Source organism: Paenibacillus sp. CF095, assembly GCF_900101225.1.
In the GTDB taxonomy this organism is placed as follows: Bacteria; Bacillota; Bacilli; order Paenibacillales; family Paenibacillaceae; genus Paenibacillus.
Map to the genome: position 1 here is coordinate 1426112 of NZ_FMZN01000001.1, position 15667 is coordinate 1441778.

Consider the following 15667-nt stretch of genomic DNA (forward strand, 5'->3'; position numbering starts at 1 on the left):
CTTATCAGCGGGTGCTGCCGGGAAACTTCTGCTCTTGAAAATCGTTGGCAATAGCAGTCATTTCTTCTTCCGAAAGGGTGCCAAACAGACTCATATTGTTGGAACCCATCATCCACTGAAAGGAGTTATAGGGTGGGCCGATATACATCAGTGCTTCCGAGCCATCCGCCAGCTTTACGGTGCTCATATCACGAAGCATGGCCCCTTCAATTTTCTCCCCAGGCATGACATAGACATAATCAAACTGGATGATCTCATCCTCTATGCTCTTGCCTTCACTGGTATATTGAACTCTCATTTGTGTGGACTCATAATAATCGTCTGGATTCACAGGGTTTTCAGTATCAAGCACGAGTTCGAATTTGACCTTGTTGAATCTCTCGGGAATGGCATTGGACAACAGAAAGTCACCCATGAACCCTTCGCGTGCGATCTCTTCCGTAACAAGCACTGGACGAAGCAGGTGGCTCGATAACTCATACGAAGGTGTATTAAGAGCCTCTTCTTCTTGTACTTTAAGAATGTCGTCTAAGCTGGTTTCCGGTGGTGGAGGCGTTTTGGCCGTTGACGGATCAGCCCCCAGATGGGTCGTGCGATCCTCGATGATAATGGATTTCATGCCATTGCCCCAATCCTTGATGGATTGCACAAAAGGGGATACCGCTTGCGTACCGGACGGCAGGCTGAAAATAACGGCCCCGATGGTCACGGACGCAGCTACGACAACTGAAAGTCGCAAGGTACGTATTCTTTTTTTACGTAAACCGATTCTGTTAATTTCCCTGTGTACCTTCTGCCAGGATTGCTGCATGGATTCGGTATGGGAGGCGGAAGGGGCAGAGACGGCCTGATGGAAAGCTTCATCAAAAGCCAGGTCAAACGCAGCGTCGAAATATTCGTCTTCCATCTCTGAATCGAATCGCTCCGCGTGCTTATCGGACTTGCCTTTGCTCAATGCTTCCACCCCATTCCTTATGTAATTTCTTCTTGATACTGCCACGGGCTCTGAACAAACGTTGCTTCACAATGTCTTCGGAGGTATCCAGCAGTTCGGCCATCTCTCGGTAGGAGAGACCTTTTTTCCACCGTAACTCCACCAGTACACGATATTCCGGTTTGAGCTGTCCGAGATAATATTCAATGGACTCTTCCATCATCTGCGTTTCTACCATGCTTTCCACGGAAGCTGCCGTCTGATTCATCGTCTCCATATCTATAAAAACACTATCCGTATCCAATTGGTTACGGTTATTTTTATTTTTTCTCAGATAATTAATAGCTGTGTTCCGTGTGACGACCTTGAGCCAGGCTTTCAGTTTGACCTCGTCTTCAAAGATAGGTTTGTTTTTAATGATTTTGATAAAAGCTTCCTGAATAATATCTTCTGCTGCAGCACGCTCCTTGATGATATAAACGATAAGACCATGTACCATATTATAATATTCATAATACACTTCTTCCTGAAGTGCAGAGCCTAAATTATGGAAATCTGAGGCTAGTAATAACTGGAGCCGATTGGCCATGATGTTCTCCTTTCTGGTGAACAATCCACAAACATTGGTATCATTACATTTTACAACATAATATGGAAACGATACAATGGGAGGTTGGTCCGGGAAAAACCAGATGAGGGAAGTGTGTATAACATGCGGGAAAGTTTGCTGAAAATTAATAAAAGGCCGTCTCACCAACCATGAATACATGGTTGCAAGACAGCCTTTTCTACTGTTCAGTGAAAATACATTACGGGAGATAACTCTCCGTGATCAGTTAGAATGCCCAATCTCCCTTAAGGAAGATGGCTTCACGTTCGCCGTTTGCCGTAATACCGTAAATGTCCGTCTCAGGCGAGCCCATCATGAAGTCCACATGGGTGATACTGCTGTTCATGCCACGGGCTGCAAGCTCTTCAGGAGACATCGTTTTGCCACCTTCGATATTAAATGCATAGGAACTGCCGATCGCAAGATGGCACGACGCATTCTCATCATACAATGTAGTGTAATACAGGATACCACTCTCAGAGATCGGTGAATGGAAGGGGACCAAAGCGACTTCGCCGAGGTAATGAGATCCTTCATCCATGGAAATGAGTCTTTCCAGCGTATCTTGACCTTCTTCGGCATGAAAATCAATGATACGTCCGTTCTCAAATGTGAGTGAAAAACGATCAATGATACTGCCGCCATAGCTGAGCGGTTTGGTGCTGGACACTTTGCCATTCACGCCATGTTTGGCTGGAGCGGTGAATACTTCCTCTGTCGGGATATTCGCGACAAAAGGGGTGCCTTGCTCATTCACGCTACCTGCCTGCGCCCAGATATGACCTTCTGGAAGCTCGACAGTAAGATCCGTCCCCGGTGAGAGGAAATGTAATGCTTGATACTTCTTGTTGTTCAGGGCAACGGCTTTGGTCTCCAGTCGTTCAATATGCTGTTCCCAAGCCGCTACAGGGTCCTCCAGATCGGCTCTCACCGCAGCAAAAATGGCTTCCCACAGCTGGCTAACCTGCTCGGCTGCCGGGAGATCCGGGAATACTTTGGCTGCCCAATCGGGGGAAGGATAAGCCACACCCGTCCAGCTCATTTTATCCGCCTGTTGATACTGACGGTACTTGGCCATCGCCTGGCCAAATGTACGCTGATGGGTCGAGATCCGCTCAGGGTCAATACCTTTCATCAGGTCTGGACTGGATGACAATACGGTCAGAAAGGCTGCATTATTGGCCGCTAGTTCTTCAAGCTCCGCTGCATGCCATTTCGGCGGCTCTTGGAAGGATTCCTCTGGGGCCATCTCAAACCGCAATCGATTGACGGTTTCATCTCCGTATTTTACAATCACCTGCTTGGCGCCAGCTTCATATCCCTTGCGTACCAGCAAACGTACGAATTCAGCGGTATCAATCATCGCACTGATAACAAATACTTGCCCTGGTTGTACGTTAGCACCTACTTTTACAGCAAGTTCAGCGTAACGATCCAGTTTTTGTTCAAAACTTAACATATGAGTTCCCTCCAATTGTTGAATTGTTGACCTGTTGACACAGGAAAAGAGAGGAGTAATCTCCTCTCTCCTAAATCACATCAAACGGGATTAAAATGCCCAGTTTCCTTGCAGGAAGATCGGCTCTTCCGCACCTTCGGAGGTCACGCCGTGAATGTTCATTTCTCCGGATCCAATCATGAAGTCTACATGAGTGAGACTGGAGTTCATGCCACGTTCAATCAGCTCTTCTTTGGACATCGTTTTACCACCTTCCAGACAGAAGGCATAGGCATTACCAATCGCCAAATGGTTGGAGGCATTTTCGTCAAAGAGTGTATTGTAGAACAAAATATTCGTATCCGAAATTGGTGACTGATGTGGAACGAGAGCAACTTCACCCAGGTAGTGTGCACCTTCATCCATCTCGATCAGGTTTTTGAGTGCATCCAGTCCCTGCTCAGCGGTGTAATCTACGATTCGACCGTTCTCAAATGTAAGGGAGAATCCGTCAATCAGGTTGCCGCCGTAGCTCAGTGGTTTCGTGCTGTGCACTGTACCGTTAACACCCGTTTTCAGCGGAGCCGTGAATACTTCTTCGGTAGGCATATTGGCAATAAAGACATGTCCTTGCTCATTCACACTTCCACCGGATACCCAGATATGGCCTTCTGGAAGTTCAATGGTCAAGTCTGTGCCTGGAGCTGTATAGTGAAGCTTCTTGTATTTTTTGTTGTTCAGCAGATCAGCGCGGGAATCAAGGTTTTGCAAATGGGTTTTCCATTCGGCAACAGCATCCTGCTCACCGATCCGTACTGTTTTGAAAATGACGTCCCACAGGCGATCCACTTGTTGTGCTTCTGGAAGATCCGGGAACACTTTAGCTGCCCATTCTGGAGAAGGAACGGCCACGATAGACCAGCTGAATTTGTCAGCCATCTGATAAGAACGATATTTTTCGAGCGCTTTGCCGCGCACTTTTTGGCTAGTAACAATCCGTTCCTGAGCTACACCGTTCAGCAGATCCGGATTTTCAGCGATGACGTGCAGAATAGCGGCACCTTCTTCAACGAGTTCAGTCATTTCAGCTGCAAACCATTTCGGTTCAATGGAGAAGGCTTCATCAGGTGCAAGATCGTAATGAAGACGTGTAACGGTTTCATCACTCCAGTTTACTTTGACCAATTTGGCACCTTTACCGTAAGCTGCTTTGACAATCAGTCGTACAAAATGTGCTGCCGAGATTGGAGCGTTAACCACGAGTGTCTGCCCAGGATGGACATTGACACCGACTTGTACAGCCAGTTCAGCATATTGCTGAAGATTCGTTTCAAAAGTATTCATGCTATTTTTTCCTCCAATGTGATAATAATATCGTAGCTTGTTGGCTAATATAGATGTTGTTCAAACACGTATTATAATCCTCATTACAACTATGTAAGGACTCAGAATGGTTCCTTCATTGAATAAGGTATACGTTGCTACGTTATATATTGTACAATTAACCAATAATAATTACCAAACTAGGTTTACCAGAAATGTTGGAGACCTGCTGTAAATGAAAGATTAAAGGAGAGAATGATTGTGAATATTGAAATTATAAGTGCTGAAATGCGCCGTGAAGGTGAAAAAGGATACGTAGGAAATACCGTTTACCGCACAGAAGGCGAAAAGTCAGTATATGAGATTACCTTCATGAGCAAGAATGGAAAAGATTGGGACTATAGCTTGCATTTCACGGAGCAATCCGGTGATGAAGAAGAGTTACTTCGTATGGACGAGTTGCTTGAGAATGATGACGATCTGTACAATCAATTGCTCGATGCTGCCTTGGAGGCATTTCCGGCTTAACTGGCCGAGATGTTCTTGTTCTATTGTGTTGTGTCGATGACTATACTAGACGGTGTATGCCCGAAACAGGGTGTATGCCGTCTGTTTTATTGGAATTGTTGAATAGATGATCCAGAAAAGGGAAGTCTACGAGATGAATGGAACCAGAGAGACAATCCGCCTAATGGGAGGTAACCGTGAATGGCATCTGACAATCTGATTACAGAAGGGTTGACGGGACTTGAAGAAGTCGCGCCCGATATTCTCAGTCTACGTACACTATTCGTTAATGTCGTGTTCATCGGAGAGCCAGGAAGCAGGAACTGGGTCCTCGTGGACACCGGAATGGCGAGGTTCACAAATCATATTGTTCAGGTTGCAACAGAACGATTTCAAGGTCCGCCGTCTGCGATCATATTGACGCATGGTCACTTCGACCATGTAGGAACCGTTATTGAGCTGGAACAATTCTGGGGTGTGCCAGTGTATGCTCATCCGCTTGAAATTCCGTATTTAACGGGATTAAAAGATTACCCCCCAGCGGACCCTTCTGTAGGTGGAGGTTTAATGTCCAGGTTGTCATTCGCTTATCCTAATGAGGCAATCAATCTGGATGATCGGATATTCAGTTTACCCAAAGATCATTCCGTTCCAGGTCTATCAGAATGGGAGTGGGTGCACACGCCAGGTCATACGCCTGGACATGTGTCGCTGTTTCGGGAAGCAGACCGTTTGTTAATTGCGGGAGACGCGATCATTACAGTGAAGCAGGAGTCGCTGTGGAGTGTGTTGCTTCAGGACAAACAGTTGCATGGCCCGCCTTCCTATTTTACAACCGATTGGCAGGCTGCTCATCAATCTGTACAGCATATAAGGCATCTGGAGCCGAAACTTGCGATTACCGGGCATGGGCATGCCTTGAGCGGAGATATGCTGAGTGAATCCTTGAAGCGGCTTGATCTGGACTTTGAAGAGAACGCTGTGCCGGATCACGGCAAATATGTGGATTAATTGAACCATCATATGAAAGACAGCAGAGACAGCCGTAACGTATTGCAGCTGTCTTTTTCCTGTCTTTTTTGTCTTTCTATTATGAATTTGTTCTCTATCATAGATTGGTATTTTGCGCTCGGGCATGATATAGTCGAGCCGTATAATATAACCTTAGTATGCAGGAGGTACATATAACGATGACACAGCAAAATGCAGCATTTGAAGAACAATTTGGAGGGATTCCAGCCATTTGGCTTCGTTTTAATCAGTTTGAAGCGGCAGTTATTCCAAGCGTGGGTGCCAACCTCGTTGCTTTCCGTGATACAGAAAAGGGTTTCCGTTATTTGAGAGAGCCGAATCAGGATCAGATGGATGAGTTTATGGCTGCACCTGCGGTCTATGGAATTCCGATTCTTTCTCCACCGAACCGATATGAGGATGGACGTTTCCCGTGGAATGGTAAAGTCTATCAGTTGCCTGTGAACGAACCGGCTACAGGTAACCATTTGCATGGATTTTTACATGATGCCGAATGGAAGGTCGAGGGATACGGTTCTGATCAGCTGGAGAGCTATGTGTTGCTTAGCCAGGACGTGAAAGAAGGGCATACATTCCATCAGTACCTGCCGTTTACGTTCACAGTGACGCTCCGTTATTCTTTGAGCAGCCAAGGACTTCAGCAGCAATTGATCGTCCGCAACAACGGGACTGAATATATGCCGAATTTGTTTGCATTCCACACGGCGATTGCAGTACCTTTTGCACCGGACAGTCAGGCCTCGGATTACACGGCCAAAGTTACGATTGGACAACGTCGTGAATTGAATGAGCGTTCTCTGCCAACAGGACAATTTCAACCGCTTACACCTGAGGAAGAACAATTGAAAAAAGACGGGGTTAGTCCGTTTTTTGCAGCCATGGATAATCATTACACTGCGGAGCCGCAGAATGGACGTAACTATATGGAACTTACGGATCACCGTACTGGAGACAAACTGGTATACGATGTGGGTACTTCGTACAAACACTGGATGATCTGGAACAATAACATGGGTGGCGAATTCTTCTGTCCTGAACCACAGATGAACCTGGTTAATGCTCCTAATGTTGAAGGCATTCCGGCAGAAGAAATCGGATTGATCGGTTTGGAACCAGGTGAACTATTCGAACAGAGCAGCCGATTGTATCCAATTGCGTCACAAAAATAATTCACGCTCATTTTGCGCTACGCTTACAATTTTGTCGAAAAGGTGAAAACCTGCTCGTAAATCATGTATAATATGACGAGATACACAAGCTTTGTAGAGACCCAAACCATCTTTTTGGAGGAGGACAAGTAAGTGGAATACCGCATTGAGAGAGATACGTTAGGCGAAATGAAAGTACCAGCCGACAGGCTGTGGGGAGCTCAGACGCAGCGAAGCAAGGAGAATTTCCCGATTGGCAGTGAACATATGCCGATGGAAGTGATCCGTGCTCTTGCCATTTTGAAAAAAAGTGCTGCGGTCAGTAACCATAAATTAGGTAAATTATCTGCGGCTAAGTCCGATGCTATTGCTTATGCAGCAGACGAGATTATTGCAGGCCGAATTGATGACCATTTCCCATTGGTAGTGTGGCAGACTGGTAGCGGAACACAATCCAATATGAACGTGAACGAAGTGATTGCGAATCTGGGGAACCAACTGCTGGAGCAAAAGGGCAAGGAAGAGCGTCTGCATCCGAATGATGACGTGAATATGTCCCAGAGTTCCAACGATACATTCCCAACGGCTCTGCATGTCGCAGGTGTTCTGGCTGTTGAGGATCAACTCTTGCCGGCCATTGCGGTATTAAAAGCCACTTTTGCAGACAAGTCGGAGGCATTCAAAGATATTATCAAGATTGGACGTACCCACCTTCAGGATGCAACACCAATTACGCTTGGCCAAGAGATCAGTGGTTGGGAAGCCATGCTGGGCAAGAGTGAGCGTATGATCCGTGAAAGTGTACAGTATCTGAAGGAGCTTGCAATCGGCGGTACAGCTGTCGGAACGGGCATTAATGCGCATCCGGACTTTGGGGACTTCACTGCCAAGGAGATTGGCAAACATACGGGGAAAGATTTTGTATCTGCACCAAACAAATTCCACGCACTTACAAGTCATGATGAAGTTGTGTATGCGCACGGTGCCGTTAAAGCGCTTGCAGCTGATTTGATGAAAATTGCCAATGATGTCCGCTGGTTGGCCAGTGGCCCTCGCAGTGGATTGGGCGAGATCCGTATTCCGGAGAATGAGCCAGGCAGCTCCATTATGCCAGGTAAAGTCAACCCAACTCAGAGCGAGGCCATTACTATGGTGGTTACGCAGGTCATGGGTAATGATGCAGCGATTGGTTTCGCGGCAAGTCAGGGTAATTTTGAACTGAATGTATTCAAACCGGTTATCATCTATAACTTCTTGCAATCCGTGCAACTGCTGGCGGACTCCATTATTGCGTTTAATGACAAGTGTGCCGTAGGCATTGAGCCTAACCTGGATCAGATTGAACATAATCTGAACAATTCGCTTATGCTGGTTACAGCGCTTAACCCGCATATTGGTTATGAGAATGCAGCAAAAATTGCGAAGCTTGCACATAAAGAAGGTTTGTCTTTGAAACAAGCGACGTTACAAACGGGTCTGCTTACCGAAGAGCAATTTGATCAATATGTCGATCCGGCCAAAATGATCGCTCCAAAGGCCTAAAATCAGCCATAATGAGCAATATAGATCACTGAAGAGGACGACCTGCACAAGCAGGTCGTTTTTCTTATGATTACCGATGAACTTAAAGCTTGTCAGACTATACGTATACATATAAACTACATATGCACCAGTTTTAATTTAATTGAATGGGATTCGCATATATTTGGAGGTTTCCGCGTTGTCAAAAACGAGAAGATTTACGATACGCTCCAAAATTTTATTGGGCTATCTTGTGGTTGTGCTTTTGTTTGGAGCTGTTCTGCTAGTGCTTACGGCCCAAATTAATGTGTTACAGAAGGAAAATGATTTTATCTCCCATCATGATCTGGAAGTACATAATCTGACCAACGCGATTGAAAAAAATGTCTTGAACATGGAGACAGGACAGCGTGGATTCATGATTACAGGCAATGAAAGTTACTTGGAGCCTTATTCCCAAGGCCTCTCCCAGTGGAGTTCCAACTATGATCAGTTGAATGCTCTCATTAGCGATAATCCTTCACAGCAGCAGAGTCTGCAAAGCATCAAAGCTCATATTACACGCTGGATTGAGATTGCTGGGGAGCCGTCGGTGGACTTGAAAAAGCAAGGGGATCAAGCGAAAGTAGTAGCATTCTTTCAATCTGATCCGGGTAAAACTGAAATTGATCTACTGCGCTCTCAACTTACAACCTTCCGTAACACAGAGATCGCTCTGACCGAGGCGAGGGTGACTGAACTTGCCAGACGCAGTTCCACACTGCTGACGATTATGTACACGCTGTGGGGTATTATTGCAGCATTATCCATTGCAGCCGCGATTGTGATATCAGGAAATATCGTCAAAACGTTGCGAGATGTTATGCAAACCATTAGTGATATCTCCAAAGGTGGAAACCTGAAGCAGCGGATTCAGGTGCGGACACATGATGAAGTGGGAGACCTGGGCCACGAAACCAACAAATTACTGGATGAAGTACAGGAACAGAATCGGGTCAAGGACCAGATCACAGGGATTGCCACACTCTTACAGAACCCGACCAATCTGGAGGGATTGTCCCGCTTGTTCCTGAACGAGATTGCCATGTTGTTTGAAGTTCCATATAGCGTCTTATATTACTGGAAAGACAATCGACTGTTGCGCGTGGCTGCATATGCTGGGGATGGAGAGAAAGAACGTTCGCTCGGTAAAGTGTCGCTTGCCCCGGGTGAGGGACTTGTAGGTCAAAGTGCTGTGGAGAAGCGAGTTCTACGCATGAATGATCTGCCCCAGAACTATATCCGAATCTCTTCGGGTCTCGGGTATACATCTGCCACATCACTTACTGTAGTCCCGGTCTTGTTCGAAGGCAGAACGATTGCGGTAATCGAGCTTGCTTCAATGAAGCCGTTGCAAGAGAATGATATGAAGCTGATGAAAGAACTGACGGACATTTTTGGTGTTTCACTACACTCGACCGTCACTCGCATGGAATTACAGCAATTATATGATGAGTCACAAGTTCTGAATGAAGAATTACAGGCACAATCGGAGAAACTTCAGGCTCAGACCGAAGAGATGCTGTCTCAGACGGAGGAACTGCAAATGCAGACCGAAGAGCTTCATATGCTTAATGATCGCTTGGAAATACAGAAGAGTGCTGCTGAGACATCAGCCAATGAACTTGCAGTTGTGGCAGATCAGTTACGAACAAGCTCGGGGTACAAATCCGAATTCTTGGCGAACATGTCCCATGAACTGCGGACACCGCTCAACAGCATGTTGATCTTATCTGAAATCTTGTCTGAAAATAAAAATCAACACTTGAATAGTGAAGAGCAGAACTATGCTTCAGTCATTCACAAATCAGGTAAAGACCTGCTGAATCTGATCAATGATATTCTGGATCTATCCAAGGTAGAGGCCGGGCAGATGGAAGTGGATTTCGATGATGTCTATCTGGGCAGTGTTCCTGAAGTCATGAACCAGTATTTCCTGAAAACAGTGGAACAGAAAAAAATAGATTTCCGGATTCAGCTCCAAAGTCCTTTACCGGAAACCATCGTGACGGATGAGATGAGATTGCACCAGATTCTCCTAAATCTGCTCTCGAACGCATTCAAGTTCACGAGTGAGGGTGAAGTTGCCTTAACCATCTCCAAAATGAGTCTGGCTCATCCTGAATTGAAAGATCAAGAGACCGACGTGATTGCTTTCTCCGTCAGTGATACAGGGATTGGTATTGCGGAAAACAAACTTCTACAGATCTTTGATGCATTCAAACAGGCGGATGGGGCTACGGCACGTAAATATGGCGGGACAGGACTTGGCCTGTCGATCTCTCAATCACTTGCGACTTTGCTGGGTGGTTCAATCTCGGCAACAAGTCGTGAAGGACATGGCAGTGTGTTCACGCTGTTCCTGCCACTGCGAAGAGATGAACCTGAGACTATGAATGCATCGCGGTTGTTCCTGAATGAGGTGGCTACCACTACACCTGAGGTCAATAAGCTTCCTTCAATGACTTCCGAACAATCTGATGTTTTATTGACACCTCTGGAAGAATCTCTGCTCAGTGGTCGTCAAGTGCTTGTCGTTGATGATGATATACGAAATGTATATGCGCTGGCTAACGCTCTTGAGCGATACGGCATGAATGTCATTTCAGCTCAGAATGGGTACGAATGTCTGGAATTGTTGGAGCGTGGAGGAGTCAAGCCTGATATCATCATGATGGATATTATGATGCCGGAACTGGATGGTTATGAGACGACTCGCCAGATCCGTGAACGGCTTGGCATGACCCAGCTTCCGATTATTGCACTGACAGCCAAGGCCATGAAAGAGGATCGGGAGAAATGTATTGCAGCAGGAGCTTCGGACTATCTCAGCAAACCGCTGAATATCAAAGATGTATTATCCCGTATGAAATTATGGATGAATCACGAAACCATGGAAATCTGATTGTAGTTGAACTAAAGATTATTTACACGGACACTACGATGACAGAACAACCCTCCAATCGCTGTTATCCCCAGATTTTTTCGATTCCCTTTTTCAAAGGGGAAAATCCGGGGATAAAGGCGAACGCTTCGCTTTTTCAGGTTTTTTCTGCCCTCTCCGTTATCGTGTAAATGGATTACTTCAACATTATGTGGATCATAGTAACTTATAAAACCTATGCCGATTACAGGAAAGTGCGCTGTAATTAGGTCATAGGTTTTATTTTTTTGCCGTGTAAGCTTTATTTAGAAAATTGATGTTATAATACTTAACAACAAATAAAAGTTGAACGCATGAATATGGATTTAATTAGAAAAATAATGCGAAATTTAGTTTCGGTAACCAGAATGACATAATATTGTGTTATATATATGGGAGGTAGTGTCCATGCAACTTACGGTTAAAGAGGCTTTACAGGTATACCCGTTGTCAGAGGCCAAACTGGTTGCGGGTGGAGAAGGGACTTCACGGATGATGAAATCCGTTAACGTCATGGACGCTCCTGATATCGCGGATTGGATCAAATCCGGAGAAATGTTGTTCACCACCGCTTTTATTATGAAAGACAGTGAAACGGATGCACTGCGTTTGATGCGACGTTTGAATGAACGCGGCTGTGCAGGACTCGGCATCAAACTGGGACGTTTCTGGCAGTCCATTCCCCAAGGTATTGTCGAGGAAGCTGATCGGCTTCGTTTACCGCTGCTTGAGCTCCCCTTCCAATTCACCTTTTCCGACCAGATGAATGCCTTGTTCAAGGCTGAACATGAACGTAGTAACCGATTGCTGCATGAGGTTGTGCAGAAACAGAAAAAATTAATGCAGTTTGCACTGCAACAGCAGCCACATCGGAATGTGTTTGCCGAGCTTGCCACGGTGCTGAACTATCCGCTTGCCGTCATTGGTTCGCGTGGGCATGTGCTCTATGGGAGTGAAGGCATTGCAGGGGATGCTGTAACCCAAGGCTGGCCGTGGAAATCCGTCATGCACCGAGTGAAATGGAATCAGGGAAGTTGTCATCGCGTTCCCATCAAGCAGAATGATGAAGAATACGGATCGTTGCTTGTGTTTACCGATTCAGCCTTATCCCTTCGAGCGGAGGAAGAGTTGTTCCAACAGGCTGCGGATGTACTGGCATTTTATATGGATATGACTTATCGCGAGCATATTAATCCGACTGTGCAAGATGAGATGCGTACATTGCTTTCACAGTATCTGGATAACAAAATGACCATCCAGGAATTGACCACTTTGAGTGAAAACAAAGGTGTACATCTGTTCCAGGGCACCTATCAGTGCGTATTGATTACACTTGAACCAACTCTGTTTGCCGAGGGAAAGCTGCTTAAACAGATTCATCGCGAGTTGCAATACAATCCGCTGATGCAATTCACGGCCTCACAGCATTTTCAGATCGAAGATGGCATTCTGTCCATCTATACCTGTCCAACAGGGCGAGATTATGGAGAGGAACTGTCAGGTTTTCTGTTGAACCGGTTCGGTGATGTTCTTGCAGCGCAAGAAGCAAAAGGGGCACCGGCTCCGCGTTTCTGGATCAGCAAAATGAAACATGAACCCAAATCGCTCCGTGAAGCATACCAGGAGTGTCTCGATACTCGACAACTGGCTCGTCGATTCGGTATGAAAGACCGTGCTTTGCAATTTGAAATGCTCGAATTTGCTTACGTTTTTCAACATGTACCGGATAACATTATGGAGAATTACTGCAATAAAGTACTTGAACCGTTACTTGCCAGGGATGGTGATCCCAATCAAGTGCTGATGAATACATTGGAGTCCTTTATCGAGAATGACGGACTGATCAATGAAGCTGCCAAGCAGCTGTTTGTGCATCGTAACACGGTCACTTATCGGATGGAGAAAGTCGGCAGCTTGCTGCAAATGGACTTTAAGAAAACGAATGATCTGCTCAAATTAAAGCTGGTATTCACCTTCCGCAAGTTTGTTCGGGACAAAACAGCTTCAAGACCGCACAATGTCCAACTCTAGACCGCACATTGTGCAACATGACAATGTTACCGGGTCATACCCCCAAGAACCGCATTCCCTGATGGAGTGCGGTTTTTTAATGTTTAAGGACCACAAAAACTGAATTTCCCGTGCACAGCAAACAAATCGCAACTCTGATGTTATGTTATATTACAAAATTGCGTAAATATTGTTGTCGCGACATTGAACGACACTTAGAATGAAGAACAATAATCCACAACAGACCGGAGGTTTTAACATGAGCGACTTAATTAAACTTGTTAACAACTGGTCTATCACACAGTTTGTGCATACGTTTGGCGGCTTATTTGAGGAATCACCATGGGTGGCTGAGCGGGCCGGGCTTTTACGACCTTTTGATTCATTTGAACAGATGATGAAAGTGATGAAAAACGTGGTTCAGGCATCGGATGACCAGGTGAAGTTACAGTTACTTCGAAATCACCCGGATCTTGGAGCGCGAATCAGCATGAGCAGCAACTCCGTTCAGGAGCAGGCTGGTGCAGGGCTTGATTCACTCTCACAAGAGCAATACAACGAACTTCAACAATTAAACAAAGCATATACAAGCCAATTGGGCTTTCCTTTCATATTGGCTGTAAAAGGCCATACCGCAAGCTCCATCCTCGAGTCCATGAGGCAACGTCATCGCCGAGGCAGGGAAGAAGAATTTGAGACTGCATTGAAGGAAGTATTCAAGATAGCGGGCATTCGTTTGGAGCAGTGGCTCGCACAGATCGGTCATGAACATGAGTTCGTGAGCAAACCAGCCGCAGTGCAGCAGCGGACGATGTATTACGGCAAAGGGGATGTGTGGATGTACCGATCCTACGCCAAACCGCTGACGGGTATTCAGTCCATTCCGGAATCTCCTTTTATGGGACGCAGCAATATTCTGTTTGGATTGAACATTAAGGTCGCTGTGCAGGGCGATGAATTCTTGCCTTCTTTTGCAGAAGGAGATAATTCGCTGGTGGTTGCAACCAATTCGATGAAAAATTTCATTCTTAAACATGCAGCGGATTACACAGGGGCGACGGTGGAAGGATTTCTTGCGCTGGTAAGTCGGCGTTTCCTGGAGACGTATCCCCAGATGTGCAAGGTTCAGATGACAGCGGACCAGATTCCGTTTGAAGATATACCGATTGGATTGGAAGGAAGTTATCGACCGAGTGCGCTCGTATTTCGTTATTCGCAGAATGATCGTGCAACAGCTGCCGTGGAAGCAGAACGAACAGGAGACTCGATTGAACTAAGCAACCATTTCAGTGGTGTAGCCGATCTGAGACTGATCAAGGTCAAAGGCAGTGAATTTGCCGGATTTATGCAGGATGAATATACCACTCTTCCAGAGACATGGGATCGACCGTTATTTATTTTCCTGAACATCAATTGGCGTTATGAAGATCCGAGAGATGGCATGGATGATCAGCGTGGACGGTATGTGGCGGCGGAACAGGTCAGAGATTTGGCTGCTGCGGTATTTCATGAGTGTCGATCCGCTTCCATTCAACATCTGATCTACCAGATTGGACGAAGGTTGTTAAGCCGATTTGAGCAAATGAGTGAGGTTTCATTTGAATCCAACAATCGGACGTGGGAGACAGTGCTGGAGGAAGTGAACGAGGGAGAAGGCAAAGTCTTTACTGAGCCGAGACCACCTTATGGATTCCAGGGTTTCTCGATGACAAGGGATGATCTGGCAACAGACGGCCGTGACTCCGGGAAAGAAGGTGACGTCTGATGTCGATATCTGGTGGACGAATTACAACACATGTGCTGGATACATCCAAAGGTGTCCCAGCTGCGGGTGTTCGGATCGAACTGTATACCCTGAAGAGGAATGGAGAACAGGAAAGCAAGATAAAAGTGGCTGAGTCGTTGACCAATGCGGATGGGCGTTTGGATGCACCGCTGCTGGATGAAGGCAAGTTGGAGCCAGCCATATATGAGCTTCAATTCCATGTCGAGAGTTATTACGCACAGCGTTCGTTGGAGGAGCTGGGGCAGGCATTATGGACGATTGTTCCGATTCGTTTTGCCGTATCTGATGCCTCAAGCCATTACCATATTCCATTATTAATTGCTCCAGGAGGTTACAGTACATACCGGGGAAGCTGAATATGCACACATCCGGTTCTGATTCAGGGGGAGGGTCATC

Annotated in this window: 12 protein-coding genes; 8 read left to right on the plus strand and 4 right to left on the minus strand. The window is 46.1% G+C overall.

From position 1 onward, the window contains the following. Positions 1-4 precede the first annotated feature (4 nt). The 4 genes from BLS69_RS06350 to BLS69_RS06365 form a co-directional block, all read right to left on the minus strand. Positions 5-955, minus strand: a complete 951-nt coding sequence (locus BLS69_RS06350; protein ID WP_091029513.1) for a hypothetical protein — start codon at positions 953-955, stop codon at positions 5-7. Further along, a complete protein-coding gene (locus BLS69_RS06355) occupies positions 933-1523 on the minus strand; it encodes an RNA polymerase sigma factor (RefSeq protein ID WP_074095416.1) in 591 nt (196 codons plus the stop codon). The genes BLS69_RS06350 and BLS69_RS06355 overlap by 23 nt, the downstream gene beginning before the upstream one ends. A gap of 247 nt (positions 1524-1770) precedes the next feature. Beyond that, on the minus strand, positions 1771-3003 hold the full coding sequence (locus BLS69_RS06360) for an aminopeptidase (protein WP_091029515.1): 1233 nt from the start codon (positions 3001-3003) through the stop codon (positions 1771-1773). Positions 3004-3093: 90 nt separating this feature from the next. Beyond that, positions 3094-4326, minus strand: coding sequence for an aminopeptidase (locus BLS69_RS06365; RefSeq protein WP_091029517.1), 1233 nt, complete (start codon positions 4324-4326; stop codon positions 3094-3096). A gap of 234 nt (positions 4327-4560) precedes the next feature. On the opposite strand from BLS69_RS06365, the gene BLS69_RS06370 reads away from it, so the two are divergent. The 8 genes from BLS69_RS06370 to uraH all read left to right on the plus strand — a co-directional run bounded on the left by BLS69_RS06370 (position 4561) and on the right by uraH (position 15627). After that, the gene (locus BLS69_RS06370; RefSeq protein WP_047843332.1) at positions 4561-4833 is read left to right on the plus strand and encodes a hypothetical protein; all 273 of its coding nucleotides are present in this window, start codon (positions 4561-4563) and stop codon (positions 4831-4833) included. Between the two features lie 180 nt (positions 4834-5013). Further along, on the plus strand, positions 5014-5823 hold the full coding sequence (locus BLS69_RS06375; RefSeq protein WP_091029520.1) for an MBL fold metallo-hydrolase: 810 nt from the start codon (positions 5014-5016) through the stop codon (positions 5821-5823). Positions 5824-6002: 179 nt separating this feature from the next. Next, positions 6003-7013, plus strand: coding sequence for an aldose 1-epimerase (locus BLS69_RS06380; RefSeq protein ID WP_074095412.1), 1011 nt, complete (start codon positions 6003-6005; stop codon positions 7011-7013). Between the two features lie 132 nt (positions 7014-7145). After that, a complete protein-coding gene (gene fumC, locus BLS69_RS06385) occupies positions 7146-8534 on the plus strand; it encodes a class II fumarate hydratase (RefSeq protein WP_091029522.1) in 1389 nt (462 codons plus the stop codon). 178 nt (positions 8535-8712) lie between these two features. Beyond that, on the plus strand, positions 8713-11457 hold the full coding sequence (locus tag BLS69_RS06390) for a CHASE3 domain-containing protein (protein WP_256332240.1): 2745 nt from the start codon (positions 8713-8715) through the stop codon (positions 11455-11457). 426 nt (positions 11458-11883) lie between these two features. Then, a complete protein-coding gene (locus tag BLS69_RS06395; RefSeq protein ID WP_091029525.1) occupies positions 11884-13506 on the plus strand; it encodes a PucR family transcriptional regulator in 1623 nt (540 codons plus the stop codon). 238 nt (positions 13507-13744) lie between these two features. Further along, entirely contained in the window at positions 13745-15250 is a 1506-nt protein-coding gene (pucL, locus tag BLS69_RS06400; RefSeq protein WP_091029528.1) for a factor-independent urate hydroxylase, read from the plus strand. After that, positions 15250-15627 (plus strand): hydroxyisourate hydrolase, encoded by a 378-nt coding sequence (gene uraH / locus BLS69_RS06405; RefSeq protein ID WP_091029530.1) that lies wholly within the window; start codon positions 15250-15252, stop codon positions 15625-15627. Before pucL ends, uraH begins: the two co-directional genes overlap by 1 nt. Positions 15628-15667: the final 40 nt, after the last annotated feature.